Source organism: Streptomyces sp. NPDC053079 (genome assembly GCF_044546695.1).
In the GTDB taxonomy this organism is placed as follows: Bacteria; Actinomycetota; Actinomycetes; order Streptomycetales; family Streptomycetaceae; genus Streptomyces.
This window is the reverse complement of the sequence record NZ_JBITZJ010000004.1, coordinates 736,079-755,835: the sequence shown is the minus strand read 5'-3', so window position 1 is coordinate 755,835 and position 19,757 is coordinate 736,079. Positions and strand designations below refer to the sequence as shown.

Sequence of the window (19,757 nt, the reverse complement as noted above, 5' to 3'; positions counted from 1 at the left end):
GTTACATTCCGAACCCGGAAGCTAAGCCTTTCAGCGCCGATGGTACTGCAGGGGGGACCCTGTGGGAGAGTAGGACGCCGCCGAACAATTATTCAAAAAGCTCTGATGTATGGACTCCGGTTCATGCATCAGAGCTTTTTTGTTTTCACGATGAACTGTGCGGCGTCACGCCTCGTTAACGTCGCGTGGGCACCATCCGCGGCATGGGGACAGTGGAGTTGCTCAGGGCGGCAGGTGTGGGAACCGGCGACGAGGTCATCGTGCCCTCGTACGCCACGGCCGGGCCCGCCGAGGCCGTACGGAGCGTGGGCGCCCGGCCTGTGTTCGCCGACATCGATGCGCACAGCTTCTGCCTCGACCCCGCCTCCGTGGCCCGCGCCGTCACCTCACACACGGCCGCCATCATGCCCGTACACCTCTTCGGGCATCCCGCTGATCTGCTGGCCCTTCAGGCCGTCGCCGACGCGCACGGTGTCCGCCTCATCGAGCACGCGCCGCACGAGCCCGAGCCCGGCGAGGCCCTGCAGCGGCGCCGGGCCAACGCCGCCTACCTCGACGCCCGTCTCTCCGGGGTCGTGACGCCGGCCGTGGCTCCCGGAGTCGTGCACCGCTACCGCTCCTATGTGGTGCGCGTGCCCGGCAACGGTCGTCCCGACCGGGACGCCTTCGCCCGTGCGCTGCGGGCCCGGGGGATCGGATGCCGGGTGCCCGTGCAGACGCCGGTGCACCGACTCCCCGCCTACCGGCGGGAGTTGTGGCTGCCCGAGACCGAGCGGGCCGCCGGCGAATGCCTCGCTCTGCCCGTCCTGGCAGGGATGTCGCCCCGGGAACTGCACCGGCTGGTGGCGGCGTGCAACGCGCTCGGAGGGTTGTTGCCCGTAGCGGCCGCCTGATGGTCAAAAGCGCGTCCGAACATCGGGTATGCTTTATCTCGTTGCCGGCCCCAATAGCTCAGTCGGCAGAGCGTCTCCATGGTAAGGAGAAGGTCAACGGTTCGATTCCGTTTTGGGGCTCCACAGGAAAGGCCCCCGCCGTAAGGCGGGGGCCTTTCTCGTATCCCGGCTCCCTCAGGAGTCCTGAGGCTCCGGCACCCGCATCGCGAGGATGGCCATGTCGTCGGAGGCGGGCTCCGCGGCGAAACGTTCGACCGCACGGAGGACGCGCGCGGCCACCGCACCCGCCGTCAGGCCCGTGCAGTTCGTCAGGACGTCCGTCAGACCGTCGTCGCCCAGCATCCGCGTGCCCTCGCGGCGCTCGGTGACGCCGTCGGTGACGCACAGCAGCACGTCGCCCGGGTCCAGGGTGACCGTCTGCTCGTACAGCTCCAGGTCGTCCATGACGCCCAGCAGCGGCTGCGGGTCCGCGGCCGGCTCGACCGTGCCGTCCTGGCGCAGGCGCAGCGGCAGGGGATGACCGGCGCAGACGACCTTGAGGATCGCGCTGCCGTCGTGCTGGGGCCACAGCTCGCCGTAGAGAAGGGTGAGGAAGCGGCTGCGGGCGCCCTCGTCGAGGATGGCGGCGTTGAGCCGCTCGAGGACCGCGGGGCCGCCGAAGCCCTCGCGGGCCAGCAGGCGCAGCGCGTGCCGGGCCAGGCCGGTGACGGCCGCCGCCTCCGGGCCCGTACCGCAGACGTCGCCGATGGCGAAGCCGTAGGCGCCGTCGCGGATGGGGAAGAGGTCGTAGAAGTCGCCGCCGACCTCGTTGCCCTCGCCGGCGGCGCGGTAGATGACCTCGACCTCCACACCGGGGACCTCCGGCAGCTCCGGCGGGAGCAGGCTGCGCTGGAGGCTCTGGCTGATGGCGGTGCGCTCGCTGTAGAGGCGGGCGTTGTCCAGGGCGAGGGCGGCGCGGCGGGAGAGGTCCTCGGCGAGTTCGAGGATCTCCTGGCGGAAGTGGTCGTCGGTGGGCTTGCCGAGGGTGAGCATGCCGATGACGCGGTTGCGGGCCACCAGGGGGAGGACGACCGTTTCGCCGCCGACGGCCGCGGCCGTGGCGAGCGAGGTGCCCGGGCCGGGGATGCGGCCGGTGGCGTCGGCGAGGCCGAGGCTGCGCAGGGAGGTGCGCAGCGCCGCGGAGTGGGCGGCCTCGGCGGGGGCGGACCAGATGCGGGCGCCGGGGGTGGGGACCGGGTCGGGCGGGGCGACCTTGGACAGCAGGGCCTTGAGGCCGTCGATGCGGTCCTCGTCCTCGTGGAGGACGTAGGACAGCTCGGGTTCCGAGCTCTGGTCGGCGATCGTGTAGACCGCGCACCAGGTGGCCAGGGTCGGGACGGTCATCTGGGCCATGAGGGCCAGGGTCTGGTCGCGGTCGAGGGTGCCGGCGAGCAGGTCGGAGGCCTCGACGAGGAAGGAGAGGGAGCCGCGGCGCAGCCGTTCCAGTTCGCCGAGGCGGGCGGACTCGACGGCGAGGGCGATGCGGTCGGCGGCGAACTGCAGGCGCAGGGCCTCTTCGTTGCCGTAGCGGCGCGGGGATTCGGCGGCGACGCCCAGCGAGCCGGTGAGGCGGCCCTCGACCTTGAGCGGCACGGTGACGACCGAGCGCATTCCGGTGTCGGCGAGGAGGGGGACGGCGCCCGGTACGGCGCTGAGGTCGTCGTGGACGGCCGGCATGCGCGCGGAGCCGTAGCGGCCGGTGCCCGCCTCGACGGGGACGCGGGCGAAGCGCTGGCGGGTGGAGGGCAGGCCCGTGGAGGCGCGTACCTCCAGTTCCGTCTCGTCGTCGGTGGCGAGCAGGAGGTAAGCGGAGTCGCCGTCGAGCATGTCGCGGGCGCGCTCGACGGTGCGCTGGAGGAGTCCGTCGAGGTCGTCGGGGGCGGGGGAGCCGATGAAGACCTCGAAGGGGTCGGTCCCCGAGCCCCGTTCCGCGGCGGCCGCGTCGGGGGCCGGGGAGCGGGGCGGGCTCTGCAGGACGGCGCGCTCGTCGTCCCGTACGAGCAGGCAGACGGTCGAGGGGGAGCCGGCGGTGTCGCGGACGCGCAGGTGGGAGGCGTAGACGGGGATGATCCTGCCGTCGGCACCCCTTATTCCGTAGGAGCCCTCCCAGCGGGACAGGCGCAGGGCCTCGGCGATGCCGGTGGAGGTGCCGGGGGTGTGCGGCCAGGCCGCGAGGTCGGTGAGGGGCTTGCCCATGATCTGGTCGGCGGCGAAGCCGAAGAGTTCGTGGGCGTCGTCGTTCCAGGCGCTGATGCCGCCGGTGCGGTCGATCTGGATGACGGCGACGCGCACGCGGGCGTCGGCGACCGGCAGTGCTTCGGCGGGGAGGGCGGGGCCGGCGGAGCGGGTGCCCGCGGGGCGGTCGGGCAGGTCGATGCGGAACCAGACCGTCTTGCGGGTGGCGCTGTACTCGACGCCCCAGCGGGCGGCGAGTGCGGCGCACAGCAGCAGGCCGCGGCCGCCTTCGCGGTCGACGCCGCCGAACTGGCGGGCCGGGCTCTGCACGGGCAGCTCGCGCTCGGGGTAGCGGTCGGCGACCTCGACGCGTACGCCGGCGTCCATGCGGATGCACAGGACGTCGGCTGCGGTGCCGGCGTGGACGACGGCGTTGGTGACGAGCTCGCTGGTCAGGACGACGGCATCGTCGATGACGTCGGGGAAGCCCCAGCCCTGGAGGGTGTCCCGGACGAAGGCCCGGGCGGCGGCGACCGAGCGGCCGACCGGCTCGAAGGTGGCGGCAGCCCGCGCGGTGATCACAGGTCTCCTCGTGTATGTCTCGGCGATCTGCTCACACATGTGCAGCGCCCCTCCGTTGCCCTGGCCGGTTGCCAGGTTACTTACCTCCGCTGTGTGCGCGGATCCCGGTGCACAGGGATTCCACCTTGGGGGTGCCGGCGGACCGTGTGCGATGCTGCCGACTGTTATGGCCTGGTTGGGCCGGGGTGAAACACTGGGAAAGCTCGAAGCGGAAGCCCGACGAGGATGATCGACCCAGCGGGAGGGACACGGTGGAGTCTGGCGCAGCGGCGCGGGGCGTGAGCACGCGCGCGAAGGGCGGACGGTCCCGGCCCAACGGGACGACCGAAGTGGACACGGCTGCCCTGAACCGGCTGCGGTCGGCCTTGGAGGCGATGCGGGACGGGAACCTGCGCAAGCGGCTGACGGTCTCCGGCGACGGCGTGATGGCCGAGATCGCCGCCGTCTTCAATGAGGTGGCCGACCGTAATCTGCAGCTCACGGGCGAGCTGGCGCGGGTGCGCCGGGTGGTCGGCCGCGAGGGCAAGCTCGCGGAGCGGCTGGAGGTCGGGGCCTGCGAAGGGGCCTGGGCGGCGGCTATCGACGCCTCGAACGCCCTGGTGGACGATCTGGTGCGGCCGGTGTCCGAGGTGGGCCGGGTGCTGTCGGCGGTCGCCGAGGGCGATCTGGAGCAGCGGATGGATCTGCGCTCCCAGGGGGCCGACGGTGCGGCGCATCCGCTGCGCGGTGAGTTCCTGAAGGTCGGGCGGACGGTCAACGGGCTCGTGGACCAGCTGTCGGCGTTCACCGACGAGGTGACGCGGGTGGCGAGCGAGGTGGGCACCGAGGGCAAGCTGGGCGGCCAGGCCCGGGTGCGCGGAATGTCCGGTTCTTGGAAGGACCTCACGGATTCCGTCAACACGATGGCGTCCCGGCTCACCGCTCAAGTGCGTGATATCGCGCTGGTGACGACGGCGGTCGCCAAGGGCGACCTCTCCCGGAAGGTCACCGTTCACGTGGCCGGGGAGATGCTGGAGCTGAAGAACACCGTCAATACGATGGTGGATCAGCTGTCGTCCTTCGCCTCCGAGGTCACGCGGGTGGCCCGGGAGGTGGGTACCGAGGGCGAGCTGGGCGGTCAGGCGCAGGTGCCGGGTGTCGCGGGGGTCTGGAAGGACCTCACCGATTCGGTGAACCTCATGGCCGGCAATCTCACGGCGCAGGTGCGCGGTATCGCGCAGGTCACGACGGCCGTCGCCAGCGGCGACCTGTCGCAGAAGGTCACGGTGAGCGCGCGCGGCGAGGTGGCGCAGCTGGCCGAGACGGTCAATCAGATGACGGAGACGCTGCGGACGTTCGCGGACGAGGTCACGCGCGTCGCCAGCGAGGTGGGCGCCGAGGGCCGGCTGAGCGGTCAGGCGCAGGTGCCGGGTGCGGCGGGTACGTGGAAGGACCTCACCGATTCGGTGAACACGGCCTTCCGTAACCTCACCGGCCAGGTCCGTGACATCGCGCTGGTGACGACGGCGGTCGCCAACGGCGATCTGGGGCTGAAGGTCACCGTCGACGCGGCCGGCGAGATGCTGGAGCTGAAGAACACCGTCAACGGGATGGTGGATCAGCTCCAGGCGTTCGGTGCCGAAGTCACGCGGGTGGCGCGGGAGATCGGTGTCGAGGGTGAGCTCGGCGGTCAGGCGCAGGTGCCGGGTGCGGCGGGTACGTGGAAGGACCTCACCGATTCGGTGAACACGGCCTTCCGTAACCTCACCGGCCAGGTGCGCAACATCGCGCAGGTGACCACGGCGGTCGCCAACGGCGACCTGTCGCAGAAGGTCACCGTCGATGTGTCCGGCGAGATGCTGCAGCTGAAGAACACCGTGAACACGATGGTGGACCAGCTGTCGTCCTTCGCCGACCAGGTCACGCGGATGGCGCGGGACGTGGGTACGGAGGGACGGCTCGGCGGCCAGGCCCGGGTGGACGGCGTCAGCGGCACCTGGAAGGAGCTGACCGACTCGGTCAACTTCATGGCCGGCAACCTCACTTCGCAGGTGCGTCAGATCGCGCAGGTGACCACGGCGGTGGCGCGCGGTGATCTGTCGCAGAAGATCGATGTGGATGCCCGGGGCGAGATCCTGGAGCTGAAGAACACCATCAATACGATGGTCGACCAGCTCTCAGCCTTCGCCGAACAGGTGACCCGGGTGGCCCGTGAGGTGGGCACGGACGGCCGGCTCGGCGGTCAGGCGCAGGTGCCGGGCGTGGCGGGCGTGTGGCGTGACCTCACCGACTCGGTCAACGGCATGGCCGGCAATCTGACCACCCAGGTCCGCAACATCGCGCAGGTCGCCACGGCGGTGGCGCGCGGTGATCTGTCGCAGAAGATCGATGTGGATGCCCGGGGCGAGATCCTGGAGCTGAAGAACACCCTCAACACGATGGTGGACCAGCTCTCCTCGTTCGCCGACCAGGTCACGCGCGTGGCCCGCGAGGTGGGTACCGAGGGCATCCTGGGCGGTCAGGCGGAGGTGCAGGGCGTCTCGGGCACCTGGAAGGACCTCACGCAGTCGGTCAACTTCATGGCCAACAACCTGACCTCGCAGGTGCGCAACATCGCCGAGGTGACCACGGCGGTTGCCAAGGGCGACCTCTCCAAGAAGATCACCGTCGATGCCAAGGGCGAGATCCTCGAGCTCGTCACCACGGTGAACACGATGGTCGACCAGCTGTCGGACTTCGCCGAGCAGGTCACGCGGGTGGCCCGTGAGGTGGGTACCGAGGGGCAGCTGGGCGGTCAGGCGCGGGTGCGTGACGTCACCGGCATCTGGAAGGACCTCACCGACAACGTCAACCTGATGGCCAACAACCTGACCAGCCAGGTCCGCAACATCTCGCAGGTCGCGGGCGCGGTCGCCAACGGTGATCTGACCAAGAAGATCACCGTCGAGGCGCGCGGCGAGGTCGCGCAGCTCGCCGACACCGTCAACACGATGGTGACGACGCTGTCGTCGTTCGCGGACGAGGTCACGCGCGTGGCCCGTGAGGTGGGCACCGACGGCATCCTGGGCGGTCAGGCGCGGGTGCCGGGCGTCAGCGGCACGTGGAAGGACCTCACCGAGTCCGTGAACTCGATGGCGTCCAACCTGACCGGCCAGGTGCGCAACATCGCGATGGTGACGACCGCCATCGCCCAGGGCGATCTGACCAAGAAGATCGACATCGATGCGCGCGGCGAGATCCTCCAGCTGAAGACGACCATCAACACGATGGTGGACCAGCTGTCCTCCTTCGCCGACCAGGTGACCCGGGTGGCCCGCGAGGTGGGTACCGAGGGTCAACTGGGGGGTCAGGCTCGGGTACGCGACGTGGACGGCACGTGGCGCGACCTCACAGAGTCGGTGAACGAGATGGCGGGCAATCTGACCCGGCAGGTAAGGGCCATCGCGGAGGTCGCCACGGCGGTGACCCGCGGCGACCTCAATCTCAAGATCGACGTGGATGCGGCGGGCGAGATCCTGGAGCTCCAGGACAACATCAACACGATGATCGCGAATCTTCGCGAGACGACCCTGGCCAACAAGGAGCAGGACTGGCTCAAGGGCAACCTCGCCCGGATCTCCGGTCTGATGCAGGGCCGGCGCGACCTGCAGGACGTCGCCGGGCTCATCATGAGCGAGCTGACCCCCGTGGTCTCCGCGCAGCACGGGGCCTTCTTCCTGGCGATGCCCACGGGCCCGCAGGAGACGGAGGGCGGCGACGAGGCGTACGAGCTGCGGATGCTCGGCTCGTACGGCTACTCCATGGGCTCGATGCCCACGTCCTTCCGGCCCGGTGAGTCGCTCATCGGTACGGCGGCGCAGGAGAAGCGCACGATCCTGGTGGAGAACGTTCCGCCGGGCTATCTGAAGATCGCCTCGGGCCTGGGCGAGGCGCCGCCGGCCCATGTGATCGTGCTGCCGGTGCTGTTCGAGGGGCAGATCCTCGGTGTGATCGAGCTGGCGTCCTTCCAGCCTTTCGCGCAGATCCAGAAGGACTTCCTGAGCCAGATCGCCGAGATGATCGGCACCAGCGTGAACACCATCAGCGTCAACACCAAGACGGAGATGCTGCTCAAGCAGTCGCAGGAGCTGACCGAGCAGCTGCGCGAGCGCTCGGCGGAGCTGGAGAACCGGCAGAAGGCGCTGGAGATCTCCAACGCCGAGCTGGAGGAGAAGTCCGACCGGCTGGCCCGGCAGAACCGCGACATCGAGGTGAAGAACACCGAGATCGAGGAGGCCCGGCAGGTGCTCGAGGAGCGGGCCGAGCAGCTCGCGGTCTCGATGCGCTACAAGTCCGAGTTCCTGGCCAACATGTCGCACGAGCTGCGCACCCCGCTCAACTCGCTGCTGATCCTGGCCAAGCTGCTCGCCGACAACGCGGAGGGCAACCTCTCGCCGAAGCAGGTGGAGTTCGCCGAGACGATCCACGGCGCGGGCTCGGACCTGCTGCAGTTGATCAACGACATCCTGGACCTGTCCAAGGTCGAGGCGGGCAAGATGGACGTCAGCCCGAGCCGGATCGCCCTGGTCCAGCTCGTGGACTACGTGGAGGCCACCTTCCGGCCGCTGACGGCGGAGAAGGGCCTGGACTTCTCGGTGCGGGTCTCGCCGGAGCTGCCGGCCACGCTCCACACCGACGAGCAGCGGCTGCTGCAGGTGCTGCGCAACCTGCTGTCGAACGCGGTGAAGTTCACCGACACGGGGGCGGTCGAGCTGGTCATCCGGCCGGCCGGGGCGGACGTGCCGGACAGCATCCGCGAGCAGTTGCTGGAAGCGGGCTCGCTGCGCGACGCCGACGCCGACATGATCGCCTTCTCGGTGACGGACACCGGCATCGGCATCGCGCAGAGCAAGATGCGGGTCATCTTCGAGGCGTTCAAGCAGGCGGACGGCACGACGAGCCGCAAGTACGGCGGTACGGGCCTGGGGCTGTCCATCAGCCGGGAGATCGCCCGGCTGCTCGGCGGTGAGATCGACGCGGCCAGCGAGCCCGGCCGGGGCTCGACCTTCACGCTCTACCTCCCGCTCAACCCCGGTGAGCTGCCGCCGCAGGGCTATCCGCAGCTGGAGGCGGACGGGCGGACCGCGGGCGCGCCGCTGAGGGCGTCCGGCGACGCGACGACCGAGGGGGAGGTCTCCCCCGCGCGCCAGGCCGCCGGGCTCTTCCTGCGGCGCCGCCGGGCGGCCCAGGCCGCCGGGCAGATGGCGGCCCTGGCCGGGGCGACGGGGCAGGGCGAGTCGGCGGTGCCGGGCGCCCGGGGGGCGCGCGTGGGCGAGAGCGCGCCGCCGGAGCCGTGGATGAGCGAGGCGCACCGTCACGCGGGGGAGGCGCACAGCGGCTTCAAGGGCGCCTTCCAGGGCGAGAAGGTGCTGATCGTCGACGACGACATCCGCAACGTCTTCGCCCTCACCAGCGTGCTGGAACAGCACGGCCTGTCGGTGCTCTACGCGGAGAACGGGCGCGAGGGGATCGAGGTCCTGGAGCAGCACGACGACGTCGTGGTGGTCCTGATGGACATCATGATGCCGGAGATGGACGGCTACGCCACGACGGCGGCGATCCGCAGGATGCCGCAGTTCGCCGGGCTGCCGATCATCGCGCTCACGGCGAAGGCGATGAAGGGCGACCGGGAGAAGAGCATCGACGCCGGAGCGTCCGACTATGTCACCAAACCAGTTGATACGGATCATCTTCTGACGGTGATGGAGCAGTGGATGCGCGCAGAGTGACGGAATCTCGTTCACTATTTGACTGTCTGCTGACGGAGTGTGGCCAAAGACGTGTGGGACCGCGGTATTCGGGGAACCTTCTGGTCCCCCACCGCGTTTCTGCTACGTGCACAGTGACATCGCGGTGACAGGGTGTGGCGACAGGCGGGGTGCGGCTACCATGACCGGCACAAGGACGGGCGGCGCATGGGAGTCGTCCCCTGGGGCGGCGCCCGGTGCACTGCCGGGGCGAGGAGGACGGGCCATGGTGCAGAAGGCCAAGATCCTCCTGGTCGATGACCGGCCGGAAAATCTGCTGGCGCTGGAGGCGATCCTCTCGGCGCTCGATCAGACACTGGTACGGGCATCGTCAGGGGAGGAAGCGCTCAAGGCGCTGCTGACGGACGACTTCGCGGTGATCCTGCTGGACGTTCAGATGCCCGGCATGGACGGCTTCGAGACCGCAGCGCACATCAAGCGGCGGGAGCGGACCCGGGACATCCCGATCATCTTCCTCACCGCCATCAACCACGGTCCGCACCACACCTTCCGCGGCTACGCGGCGGGCGCGGTCGACTACATCTCCAAACCGTTCGACCCGTGGGTGCTGCGCGCCAAGGTCTCGGTCTTCGTCGAGCTCTACATGAAGAACTGCCAGCTGCGCGAGCAGGCCGCCCTGTTGCGCCTGCAGCTGGAGAGCGGCCAGTCCGGCCGGAGCGGTGCCATCGAGCCCCAGGAGCCCGCAGGGCTGCTCGCCGAGCTCTCCGCACGGCTGGCCGCCGTCGAGGAGCAGGCCGAGGCGCTCTCCAAGCAGCTCGACGAGTCCGCCGACGCGGCGGCGGTGGCCACCGCCGCCCATCTGGAGCGCAAGCTCACCGGTCTGCGGCGCGCGCTGGACGCGCTGGAGCCGGGCACGGGAAGCGGCGCGAGCCCGCTTCCCTCCCCGAGCTGACCGCCCTTTGACGCCGCGTCACCGGCTTCGCCACGGCACCGCGACACGAATGGGTGAACGCCCGGCCCCACGTGTACCGCGCGTCGGACAACGGTAATCTCGGCACCATGGCCTCACGTACGTCCGGCAAGGGTTCCCAGAGCACGGCGGGCAACTCCAAGCAGCGCGCCGGACGGTCCGGGGGCGCTGCCAAGAAGGCACCCGCGAAGAAGTCACCGGCCCGCCCCGCGGGCCGGCCGCCCGCGCGCAAGGCACCCGCCAAGAAGCCGGCGGCCAAGGCGGCACCCAAGCGGGCATCGGGCGGCGCCCGACGCGTCGGCAGCGGCCTGGCGCACGGCGCCGGCAGCCTCTTCCGCGGGGTCGGCCGCGGCGCCAAGGGCCTGGACCCGGCCCACCGCAAGGACGGACTCGCCCTGCTGCTCCTGGGCGTGGCCCTCGTGGTGGCCGCCGGCACCTGGTCCAGCCTCGACGGTCCCGTGGGCGACCTCATCCGGATGCTCGTCACCGGCGCCTTCGGCCGCCTCGACCTGGTCGTACCGATACTGCTCGGCGTCATCGCGATCCGGCTCTTCCGCCACCCCGAACGGCCCGAGGCCAACGGACGGATCGTCATCGGTCTGTCCGCGCTGGTCATCGGCGTCCTCGGGCAGGTCCACGTGGCCTGCGGATCACCCGGCCGCGGTGACGGCTCGCAGGCGCTGCAGGACGCCGGAGGGATGATCGGCTGGGCGGCCGCCAAGCCCCTGATCGTCACGGTCGGCGAGATGCTGTCCGTACCGCTGCTGTTCCTGCTCACCGTCTTCGGCCTGCTGGTGGTCACCGCGACGCCCGTCAACGCCATCCCCCGGCGGCTGCGGCAGCTCGGGATCCGGCTCGGCGTCATCGAGCCGCACCCGCAGGAGTACGCACCCCAGGACGGCGAGGACTACGCGGAGTACGGCGAGGAGTGGCGCGAGGCGCCGCCCGCTCGCAGGCCCCGCCGCCCCGCCGCCGCGGCCGACCCGGGGCGGGCTGAGGAAGAGGCGCTGGACAAGCGGCGCACCCCGCGCCGCAAGGCCGTGGATCCCCCCGCCGACCGCGAGCCGGACGCGGTGGATCTCGCCGCCGCTGCCGCCGCCTCCCTGGACGGCGCCGTCCTGCACGGCATCCCGCCCACCCCGCTCGTCGCCGACCTCGGCAGCGGCGTGCAGCCGGAGAACGGCCGCCCCGGCGCCGTGCCCACCGCGCGCGGCGGCGGGAAGGCGGGCAAGGCCGGCAAGGCCGCGCCGCCCGCGGAGGCCGCGCCGGGCGTCGTCCCCGACCTCACCAAGCCCGCGCCCGAGCCGGCCGGCGGGCTGCCCGCGCGGGCCGAGCAGCTGCAGCTCTCCGGGGACATCACCTACGCGCTGCCCTCGCTCGGCCTGCTCGAGCGCGGCGGCCCCGGCAAGACCCGCAGCGCCGCCAACGACGCCATAGTGGCCTCGCTCACCAACGTCTTCGCGGAGTTCAAGGTCGACGCCGCCGTCACCGGCTTCACCCGGGGCCCGACCGTCACGCGCTACGAGGTCGAGCTGGGCCCGGCCGTCAAGGTCGAGCGCATCACCGCCCTCACCAAGAACATCGCCTACGCCGTCGCCAGCCCGGACGTACGGATCATCAGCCCGATCCCCGGCAAGTCCGCCGTCGGCATCGAGATCCCGAACACCGACCGTGAGATGGTCAACCTCGGCGACGTGCTGCGGCTGGCGGACGCCGCCGGCGACGAGCACCCGATGCTCGTCGCGCTCGGCAAGGACGTCGAGGGCGGCTATGTGATGGCCAACCTGACGAAGATGCCGCACGTCCTGGTCGCCGGCGCCACCGGCTCAGGCAAGTCGTCCTGCATCAACTGCCTGATCACCTCGGTGATGGTGCGTGCCACGCCCGAGGACGTCCGGATGGTGCTCGTCGACCCCAAGCGCGTCGAGCTGACCGCCTACGAGGGCATCCCGCACCTGATCACGCCGATCATCACCAACCCCAAGCGGGCCGCCGAGGCCCTGCAGTGGGTCGTGCGCGAGATGGACCTGCGCTACGACGACCTGGCCGCCTACGGCTTCCGGCACATCGACGACTTCAACGCCGCCGTGCGGGCCGGGAAGGTCAAGCCGCCCGAGGGCAGCGGGCGTGAGCTCTCCCCCTATCCGTACCTGCTGGTCATCGTGGACGAGCTCGCCGACCTGATGATGGTGGCGCCGCGCGACGTCGAGGACTCCATCGTCCGCATCACCCAGCTCGCGCGCGCCGCCGGCATCCACCTCGTGCTCGCCACCCAGCGGCCGTCCGTCGACGTGGTCACCGGTCTGATCAAGGCGAACGTCCCGTCCCGGCTCGCCTTCGCCACCTCCTCGCTCGCCGACAGCCGGGTCATCCTCGACCAGCCGGGCGCCGAAAAGCTCATCGGCAAGGGCGACGGCCTCTTCCTGCCGATGGGGGCCAACAAGCCCATCCGCATGCAGGGCGCCTTCGTGACGGAGGCCGAAGTGGCGGCCATCGTCCAGCACTGCAAGGATCAGATGGCGCCGGTCTTCCGCGACGACGTCACCGTCGGCACGTCGAAGAAGAAGGAGATCGACGAGGAGATCGGCGACGATCTGGACCTGCTGTGCCAGGCGGCCGAACTGGTCGTCTCCACCCAGTTCGGGTCGACCTCGATGCTGCAGCGGAAATTGCGTGTGGGATTCGCCAAGGCGGGCAGGCTCATGGACCTGATGGAGTCGCGCGGCGTCGTGGGACCCAGCGAGGGTTCCAAGGCCCGCGACGTGCTGGTGAAGCCCGATGAGCTGGACGGGGTCCTCGCGATCATCCGCGGGGAGGACCAGCCGTAGCAGCTGGAAAAGATCCCTGACCAACCGTTTCTCTCGGGCCCGAGCGGAGTTGAGCGAGGGGGGAGGGGCGATGTGCCACTGGCGTTACCACAGAGCATTCTGATGGCCTACAAAGTCCGGCTTCCCGCTTGCCCGACCGTTTCGCATCCCCCCTAGACTGAATCTCCAGCAGGTGGCTGCACGCTCGAAAGGCGCCCACGTGTCCATCGGCAACTCTCCAGAGCCATCAGAGTCAGAGGATGACCGGCCCGAGGAAGACCGGCCCTCCGTCGGACGATCCCTTCAGCAGGCCCGTATCGATGCCGGACTGACCGTGGAAGAAGTCAGTTCGGCCACCCGCGTACGCATCCCGATCATCCACACGATCGAACAGAACGACTTCACCCGCTGCGGCGGCCGCGTCTACGCCCGGGGACACATCCGCACACTGGCGCGCGCCGTGGGCGTCGACCCGGCGCCGCTCGTCGCGCAGTACGACGCCGAGCACGGCGGGCGCCCCGCGCCCACGCCCGCCGCCCCGCTCTTCGAGGCCGAGCGCATCCGGCCCGAACCGCGGCGGCCCAACTGGACGGCAGCGATGGTCGCCGCGATCGTGGCGGTCGTCGGCTTCGTCGGTTTCACGCTCTTCAGCGGCGGGTCGAAGAGCGGGCCGGTCTCGGCCGACCCCGCCACCAGCAAGCCGTCCGCGGCACCGAGCAAGGCCGGCTCCGGGAAGGCCGGCTCCGGGAAGGCGTCGTCCGACCCCAAGGCCGAGGCGTCCGCCAGCGCCATCGCCGGCGTCCCTGCCAACAAGGTCACCGTCAAGCTCACCGCCGAGAACGGCCAGACCTGGATGTCCGCCAAGGACCACAACGGCAAGCTCCTCGAGGAGGGCGTGCTCAAGCAGGGCGCCTCCAAGACGTTCACCGACAGCAAGCGCATCGACCTGGTGCTGGGCAACGCCGGGGCCGTGCAACTGTTCGTGAACGGCAAAGAGGTCAAGAACCTGGGCGACGACGGCCAGGTTCAGCGCCTGAGCTACACCAGGGGCGACCCCTCGGCGGGCTGAGGGCCCCTGCGGGCGGGGAAGAGCAGCCGCACGGACGGGCGCGGAGGGCCACCGGGTGACCAGGCTCTCCGCGCCCGCCGGCCACTCGGCAACGGATGCGGCGCCGGGACAAAGTAGGCTGAGCCCTATGCCCGAACGCCGTACCGTCGCTCTTGTCACACTTGGCTGCGCCCGTAACGAGGTGGACTCGGAGGAGCTGGCAGGCCGCTTGGCGGCGGATGGCTGGGACCTCGTCGAGGACGCCGCCGATGCCGATGTGGCCGTCGTCAACACCTGTGGTTTCGTCGAGGCCGCCAAGAAGGACTCCGTCGATGCCCTTCTCGAGGCCAACGACCTCAAGGATCATGGCCGGACCCAGGCCGTCGTAGCCGTCGGCTGCATGGCCGAGAGATACGGCAAGGAGCTCGCCGAGGCGCTGCCGGAGGCCGACGGCGTGCTCGGATTCGACGACTACGCCGACATCTCCGACCGCCTCCAGACCATCCTCTCCGGCGGCGTCCACGCCTCCCACACCCCGCGTGACCGGCGCAAGCTGCTGCCGATCAGCCCCGCCGAGCGCCAGCAGGCGGCCGACGTGGCCCTTCCCGGGCACGCCCAGGACACCCCGCCCGCCGACCTGCCGCAGGGCGTGGCGCCGGCGTCCGGGCCGCGCGCCCCGCTGCGCCGCCGGCTCGGGGCCAGCCCCGTCGCCTCCGTGAAGCTCGCCTCCGGCTGCGACCGGCGGTGCTCCTTCTGCGCCATTCCCTCGTTCCGGGGATCCTTCATCTCCCGCCGCCCCTCCGACGTGCTGGGCGAGACGCGCTGGCTGGCCGAGCAGGGCGTCAAGGAGGTCATGCTCGTCTCCGAGAACAACACCTCGTACGGCAAGGACCTCGGCGACATCCGCCTGCTGGAGACGCTGCTGCCCGAGCTCGCGGCCGTTCCCGGCCTGGAGCGGATCCGGGTCAGCTACCTCCAGCCGGCCGAGATGCGACCGGGCCTGATCGACGTGCTGACCTCGACGGACAAGGTCGTCCCCTACTTCGACCTCTCCTTCCAGCACTCGGCGCCCGGCGTGCTGCGCGCCATGCGCCGCTTCGGCGACACCGACCGCTTCCTGGAGCTGCTCGAGACGATCCGGGCCAAGGCGCCGCAGGCCGGTGCCCGCTCCAACTTCATCGTCGGCTTCCCCGGCGAGACCGAGGAGGACGTGGCCGAGCTGGAGCGCTTCCTGACCGGGGCCCGCCTGGACGCCATCGGCGTCTTCGGCTACTCCGACGAGGACGGCACCGAGGCGGCCACCTACGAGAACAAGCTGGACCCCGACGTCGTCGCCGAGCGGCTGGCGCGTGTGTCGATGCTGGCCGAGGAGCTCACCGCGCAGCGCGCGGAGGAGCGGATCGGTGAGACGATCGAAGTACTGGTCGACCGTGTCGACGACGAGGACGGCGTGATCGGCCGCGCGGCGCACCAGGCGCCCGAGACCGACGGCCAGGTGCGGCTCATCTGGTCCGACGACGTCCAGGCGCCCGCGCCCGGCCGTATGGTCGTGGCGAAGGTGGTGGCGAGCGAGGGCGTCGACCTCGTCGCCGAGCCGCTCGGAATCGAGGGCGGGTGTACCGAGGAGGCGGGCAGATGAGCGGACTCCCGGCCTCCGCCGCAGGAGGTCCGGCTCCGGCGACGGGCGTGAGCCCGGCCCGGTTGTGGAACATCGCCAATATCCTCACCATGGTGCGCCTGCTCCTGGTGCCCGGGTTCGTCTTGTTGATGCTTCACAACGGCGGCTACGACCCGGCCTGGCGCTCCTTCGCCTGGGCGGCGTTCGCCATCGCCATGATCACCGACCTGTTCGACGGTCATCTGGCGCGGGCGTACAACCTGGTCACCGACTTCGGCAAGATCGCCGACCCGATTGCCGACAAGGCGATCATGGGCGCGGCGCTGATCTGCCTGTCCGTCCTGGACGACCTGCCGTGGTGGGTCACGGGCGTGATCCTGCTCCGCGAGATCGGCATCACGGTGATGCGGTTCTGGGTCATCCGGCACGGCGTCATTCCGGCCAGCCGGGGCGGCAAGATGAAGACGCTCTTCCAGGGCGTGGCCGTCGGCATGTACATCCTCGCGCTGACAGGGCCGCTGGCCACGCTGCGCTTCTGGGTGATGGCGGTCGCCGTCGCGTTGACCGTCTGGACCGGCCTCGACTACGTCAAGCAGGCCGTCCAGATGCGCCGGGCAGGACGGTCCCGGGAGTCCGCGCGATGACCACGACGGGCGGCGGCGACGCCGTAGAGGTGCTGTCGGCGCTGCTCGAACGGGGCCACACGGTGGCCGCCGCCGAGTCGCTCACGGGCGGCCTGGTCGTCGCCTGGCTGACCGAGGCGCCCGGGGCCTCCCGCACCGTCCGCGGCTCGGTCACCGCTTACTCCACCGAGGTCAAGCGGGACGTCCTCGGTGTGGACGGCGCGCTGCTCGAGGCGCGGGGCGCCGTCGACGCGGACGTGGCCCGGCAGATGGCACGGGGCGTACGGGACCTGCTCGGCGCCGACTGGGGGATCGCGACGACGGGGGTCGCGGGTCCCGACGAACAGGACGGCCAGGCCGTCGGCACGGTCTTCGTCGCCGTGGCGGGGCCGGACGGCGCGGATCACGCACGGCAGCTGTCGCTCGACGGCGACCGCGCGGCCATCCGGGCCGCAAGCGTACGGGCGGTCCTCGCGCTGCTCCTGCGCGAACTGACGGAGAACGCGGGGGCAAAGGATACGGAACACAACGGGGGGAATTGATGTTTGCAGCCCTGAGTGAACACGACATAGCTCCCCGCACGGCCGCACCCCGAGGCGGTACGGTGGGGCGTGAAGGAACCGGATTCGCGGTCCAAGGAGGGAGCCACCGATGATTCTGCTCCGTCGCCTGCTGGGTGACGTGCTGCGTCGGCAGCGCCAACGCCAGGGCCGCACTCTGCGCGAGGTCTCCTCGTCCGCCCGGGTCTCGCTCGGTTATCTCTCCGAGGTCGAGCGCGGGCAGAAAGAGGCGTCCTCCGAGCTTCTCTCCGCAATCTGCGACGCTCTGGACGTTCGGATGTCCGAGGTCATGCGCGAGGTGAGTGACGAGCTGTCGCTCGCCGAGCTGGCGCAGTCGGCGGCGGCGAGCGAGCCGGTACCCGCGCCGATGCGGCCGATGTTCAATTCGATGTCCGTAACGTCCGTGACGGGCGTTCCGGGGGAGCGCGTGACCATCAAGGCCCCTGCGGAGGCCGTGGATGTGGTCGCTGCCTGAGAAGGGCTGACAAGAGCCTGGAAGGCATGAGTTTCCCGTTCGGGATCCCGGTCAGAAGTTCTGACCGGGATCTCTGCGTTTTCCGGCCCGTCACGGCACCCGTGTGCCGTGATTCCCGCGCCATGCCATCGTGGTGCCGTGGCGGAAAAAGCGGAGCAACCGAAGTAATGCCTTGAACAGGAGGAAAGCGGATGTCTGTCGTGAAGAGTCCTCTGTCCGAAGGGGACCGCAAGACCGTCGGTGATGCGCTCCAGGGCGCGCTCGTCGATCTCGTCGACCTCTCGCTCGTGGCCAAGCAGGTCCACTGGAACGTCGTGGGCCCGCGATTCCGCTCCGTCCACCTCCAGCTCGACGAGGTGGTGGCGAGCGCTCGCGTGCACGCCGACACGGTGGCCGAGCGGGCCTCGGCGCTGGGCATCGCCCCGGACGGGCGGGCCGAGACGGTGGCGAAGACCAGCGGCATCGACCCGGTCGGGGGCGGCTGGACCAAGGACACGGACGCGGTACGGACCCTGGTCGAGGCGCTCGGCGCCGTGATTACCAGGATGCGCGAACGCATCCGGGAGACGGCCGATCCGGACCCGGTCACCCAGGACATCCTCATCGGGCTCACGGGCGACCTGGAGAAGCACCACTGGATGTTCCAGGCCGAGAACGCCTGATGTCCATGTCCTGCACGTCCCCCACGTCCCCCGTGGCCCTTCGGCCGTGGACCCGGCCACGGGCTTACGGGTGGCGGGGGCGGTCCCTGCGGGGTCTCCTGGGGACATGAGCGAGCACCCGGTGATCCGCTTCACGACAGAGCTGATGGTGGTCTCGGACCTCGACCAGGCCACGGCCGGCGCTTTCGTACGGGCGGTCTACCAGGAGGGTGTGCACGAGGGGGAGCAGCGGGTGATCGTCGAGGTGCACCGGCGCGACCGCGAGATCGCGGAGCTCGAGCGGGAGCTCGCCCGGGCCCGCGGCGAGAACGCCGGCTGACGCCGGCCGAGGGCCTTCGGAAGGCCCCTGTGGGTCGGTGCGGTGCTCCCGGTGTCGGCCCCCGAAGGAGGCAGCCATGGTCCGCAGCGTTGTGCCGGGGCGCCGACGGCGCCCGGGCCCGGTCGGCTGGACGCTCGCGCTGCTGCTGGGCGGGGTGTGGTGCTGGGCCGTCTTCCGGCTGCTCCTCCAGCCGGGGCGCACGGGGTTCCTCGAAGGGCTCGTCGCGACCGGGGGCTGGGGGCTGAGCCTGCTGCCGGTGCACTGCGTGCCGAGGGACCGCAGGGCGGGGGCCCGGGGCGTACGGCGACGGCGGTGGCGCCGGGGCGATGGGCAGGGACCGGCCGGCATGGGGTGAGCCGGAGCGAGGCCGCCTTGCCTCACCCGTCCGGCCCAGGGGCGGTCCGATGCCGGTGCGCGGGCCGGCCCGTGGGGGGTGGGGGGCCGGCCTGGCAGTGGGGGCACCAGTACGTGGACCGCTCCTGGCCCGCCGGGCCCTGGTCGGCGAGGAGGACCGGGGTGCCACAGCGGCGGCAGGGCCTGCCGACCCGTCCGTAGACCCACAGATGGCGGTCGGGGCGGGCGTCGGCGGTGGTGATGCGGGCGCTGCGGGACTTGTTGGCCTCCAGCAGCTTCTTGGCGAGGGCCACCAGCCGCTCGGGCCCGGGGAGCGCGGCGACGGGCAGCCAGGGGGACACCCGGAGCATGAAGCAGAGCTCGGATTTGTAGACATTTCCGATGCCCGCGAGATTGCGCTGGTCCAGCAGGGCCTCGCCGAGGGTGCGGCCGGGATCGGCGAGCAGGCGGCGGACCGCCTCCTCCGCGTCCCAGCCGGGGCCCAGGAGATCCGGGCCCAGGTGGCCGACGACCGTGGACTCGTCCGTGGTGCGCAGCAGCTCCAGGACGGGCAGGCGGTAGCCGACGGCCGTGTGGCCGGCCGTGGCGAGGACGGCACGGATCTGGTGCTGTGGGCCTCCGCCGGGGCGCCGGCCGGGAAGCTGGATCCGCCAGGAGCCGTCCATGCCGAGGTGGGAGTGGAGGGTCAGGCCGCCCTCGACGCGCATGAGCAGGTGCTTGCCGCACGGGACCGTCTCGAGGACCGTGCGGCCGGTGAGGTCGACGGTCGCGAGCTTCGGCACGCGCAGGTCGGAGCGGACCAGCGGCTCACCCGCGAGGGCGTCGTGCAGGTCCCGCGCGGTGCGCCAGACGGTGTCCCCTTCGGGCATAGGGCGTCTCCTTCCGGCCTACGGCCATCATGTGGCC

At 70.8% G+C, this 19,757-nt stretch carries 14 protein-coding genes, 1 tRNA gene and 1 rRNA gene; 14 read left to right on the top strand and 2 right to left on the bottom strand.

Annotated features, from left to right (window positions below; all coding sequences use genetic code 11):
* From rrf to ACIGXW_RS18970, 3 genes are all read left to right on the top strand, one after another.
* Nucleotides 1-86, top strand: a 5S ribosomal RNA gene (rrf, locus tag ACIGXW_RS18980); the annotation flags it as partial.
* A 117-nt stretch (nucleotides 87-203) separates the two neighbouring features.
* Nucleotides 204-893 carry a DegT/DnrJ/EryC1/StrS family aminotransferase gene (locus tag ACIGXW_RS18975; RefSeq protein WP_399574024.1) on the top strand — a complete coding sequence of 230 codons (690 nt, stop codon included), beginning with the start codon at nucleotides 204-206 and terminating at the stop codon, nucleotides 891-893.
* 47 nt (nucleotides 894-940) lie between these two features.
* Nucleotides 941-1,016 (top strand) — tRNA-Thr (locus tag ACIGXW_RS18970).
* Between the two features lie 51 nt (nucleotides 1,017-1,067).
* On the opposite strand, the gene ACIGXW_RS18965 is transcribed toward ACIGXW_RS18970, so the two are convergent.
* A complete protein-coding gene (locus tag ACIGXW_RS18965) occupies nucleotides 1,068-3,689 on the bottom strand; it encodes a SpoIIE family protein phosphatase (protein WP_399574022.1) in 2,622 nt (873 codons plus the stop codon).
* A gap of 251 nt (nucleotides 3,690-3,940) precedes the next feature.
* Here ACIGXW_RS18965 and ACIGXW_RS18960 point away from each other — a divergent pair, with 251 nt between their 5' ends.
* From ACIGXW_RS18960 to ACIGXW_RS18910, 11 genes are all read left to right on the top strand, one after another.
* On the top strand, nucleotides 3,941-9,436 hold the full coding sequence (locus ACIGXW_RS18960) for a HAMP domain-containing protein (protein WP_399574021.1): 5,496 nt from the start codon (nucleotides 3,941-3,943) through the stop codon (nucleotides 9,434-9,436).
* 244 nt (nucleotides 9,437-9,680) lie between these two features.
* A complete protein-coding gene (locus tag ACIGXW_RS18955; protein ID WP_360910838.1) occupies nucleotides 9,681-10,367 on the top strand; it encodes a response regulator in 687 nt (228 codons plus the stop codon).
* 107 nt (nucleotides 10,368-10,474) lie between these two features.
* Nucleotides 10,475-13,213 (top strand): DNA translocase FtsK, encoded by a 2,739-nt coding sequence (locus tag ACIGXW_RS18950; RefSeq protein ID WP_399574019.1) that lies wholly within the window; start codon nucleotides 10,475-10,477, stop codon nucleotides 13,211-13,213.
* Nucleotides 13,214-13,412: 199 nt separating this feature from the next.
* Nucleotides 13,413-14,261 carry a helix-turn-helix domain-containing protein gene (locus ACIGXW_RS18945; RefSeq protein WP_399574017.1) on the top strand — a complete coding sequence of 283 codons (849 nt, stop codon included), beginning with the start codon at nucleotides 13,413-13,415 and terminating at the stop codon, nucleotides 14,259-14,261.
* A 127-nt stretch (nucleotides 14,262-14,388) separates the two neighbouring features.
* Nucleotides 14,389-15,879: a 30S ribosomal protein S12 methylthiotransferase RimO gene (rimO, locus tag ACIGXW_RS18940; protein ID WP_399574016.1), complete on the top strand. Its 1,491-nt coding sequence runs from the start codon at nucleotides 14,389-14,391 to the stop codon at nucleotides 15,877-15,879.
* Entirely contained in the window at nucleotides 15,876-16,502 is a 627-nt protein-coding gene (gene pgsA, locus ACIGXW_RS18935) for a CDP-diacylglycerol--glycerol-3-phosphate 3-phosphatidyltransferase (protein ID WP_399574015.1), read from the top strand. The genes rimO and pgsA overlap by 4 nt, the downstream gene beginning before the upstream one ends.
* Entirely contained in the window at nucleotides 16,499-17,023 is a 525-nt protein-coding gene (locus ACIGXW_RS18930; protein ID WP_399574014.1) for a CinA family protein, read from the top strand. The genes pgsA and ACIGXW_RS18930 overlap by 4 nt, the downstream gene beginning before the upstream one ends.
* A 109-nt stretch (nucleotides 17,024-17,132) precedes the next feature.
* Nucleotides 17,133-17,516, top strand: coding sequence for a helix-turn-helix domain-containing protein (locus ACIGXW_RS18925; protein WP_071965196.1), 384 nt, complete (start codon nucleotides 17,133-17,135; stop codon nucleotides 17,514-17,516).
* A gap of 191 nt (nucleotides 17,517-17,707) precedes the next feature.
* Nucleotides 17,708-18,178, top strand: a complete 471-nt coding sequence (locus ACIGXW_RS18920) for a DNA starvation/stationary phase protection protein (protein WP_071965195.1) — start codon at nucleotides 17,708-17,710, stop codon at nucleotides 18,176-18,178.
* Between the two features lie 106 nt (nucleotides 18,179-18,284).
* A complete protein-coding gene (locus ACIGXW_RS18915; protein ID WP_143170363.1) occupies nucleotides 18,285-18,497 on the top strand; it encodes a hypothetical protein in 213 nt (70 codons plus the stop codon).
* Between the two features lie 76 nt (nucleotides 18,498-18,573).
* Nucleotides 18,574-18,852, top strand: coding sequence for a hypothetical protein (locus ACIGXW_RS18910; protein WP_071965193.1), 279 nt, complete (start codon nucleotides 18,574-18,576; stop codon nucleotides 18,850-18,852).
* Nucleotides 18,853-18,874: 22 nt separating this feature from the next.
* On the opposite strand, the gene ACIGXW_RS18905 is transcribed toward ACIGXW_RS18910, so the two are convergent.
* Nucleotides 18,875-19,720 (bottom strand): DNA-formamidopyrimidine glycosylase family protein, encoded by an 846-nt coding sequence (locus tag ACIGXW_RS18905; protein ID WP_399574012.1) that lies wholly within the window; start codon nucleotides 19,718-19,720, stop codon nucleotides 18,875-18,877.
* Nucleotides 19,721-19,757 lie beyond the last annotated feature (37 nt).

Excerpts from the sequence above, each read along its gene's own strand:
- ACIGXW_RS18975 (WP_399574024.1), top strand. The coding sequence starts at position 204 with ATGGGGACAGTGGAGTTGCTCAGGGCGGCAGGTGTGGGAACCGGCGAC.
- ACIGXW_RS18955 (WP_360910838.1), top strand. The coding sequence starts at position 9,681 with ATGGTGCAGAAGGCCAAGATCCTCCTGGTCGATGACCGGCCGGAAAAT.
- ACIGXW_RS18950 (WP_399574019.1), top strand. The coding sequence starts at position 10,475 with ATGGCCTCACGTACGTCCGGCAAGGGTTCCCAGAGCACGGCGGGCAAC.
- rimO (WP_399574016.1), top strand. The coding sequence starts at position 14,389 with ATGCCCGAACGCCGTACCGTCGCTCTTGTCACACTTGGCTGCGCCCGT.
- pgsA (WP_399574015.1), top strand. The coding sequence starts at position 15,876 with ATGAGCGGACTCCCGGCCTCCGCCGCAGGAGGTCCGGCTCCGGCGACG.
- ACIGXW_RS18930 (WP_399574014.1), top strand. The coding sequence starts at position 16,499 with ATGACCACGACGGGCGGCGGCGACGCCGTAGAGGTGCTGTCGGCGCTG.
- ACIGXW_RS18925 (WP_071965196.1), top strand. The coding sequence starts at position 17,133 with ATGATTCTGCTCCGTCGCCTGCTGGGTGACGTGCTGCGTCGGCAGCGC.
- ACIGXW_RS18920 (WP_071965195.1), top strand. The coding sequence starts at position 17,708 with ATGTCTGTCGTGAAGAGTCCTCTGTCCGAAGGGGACCGCAAGACCGTC.
- ACIGXW_RS18915 (WP_143170363.1), top strand. The coding sequence starts at position 18,285 with ATGAGCGAGCACCCGGTGATCCGCTTCACGACAGAGCTGATGGTGGTC.
- ACIGXW_RS18910 (WP_071965193.1), top strand. The coding sequence starts at position 18,574 with ATGGTCCGCAGCGTTGTGCCGGGGCGCCGACGGCGCCCGGGCCCGGTC.
- ACIGXW_RS18905 (WP_399574012.1), bottom strand. The coding sequence starts at position 19,720 with ATGCCCGAAGGGGACACCGTCTGGCGCACCGCGCGGGACCTGCACGAC.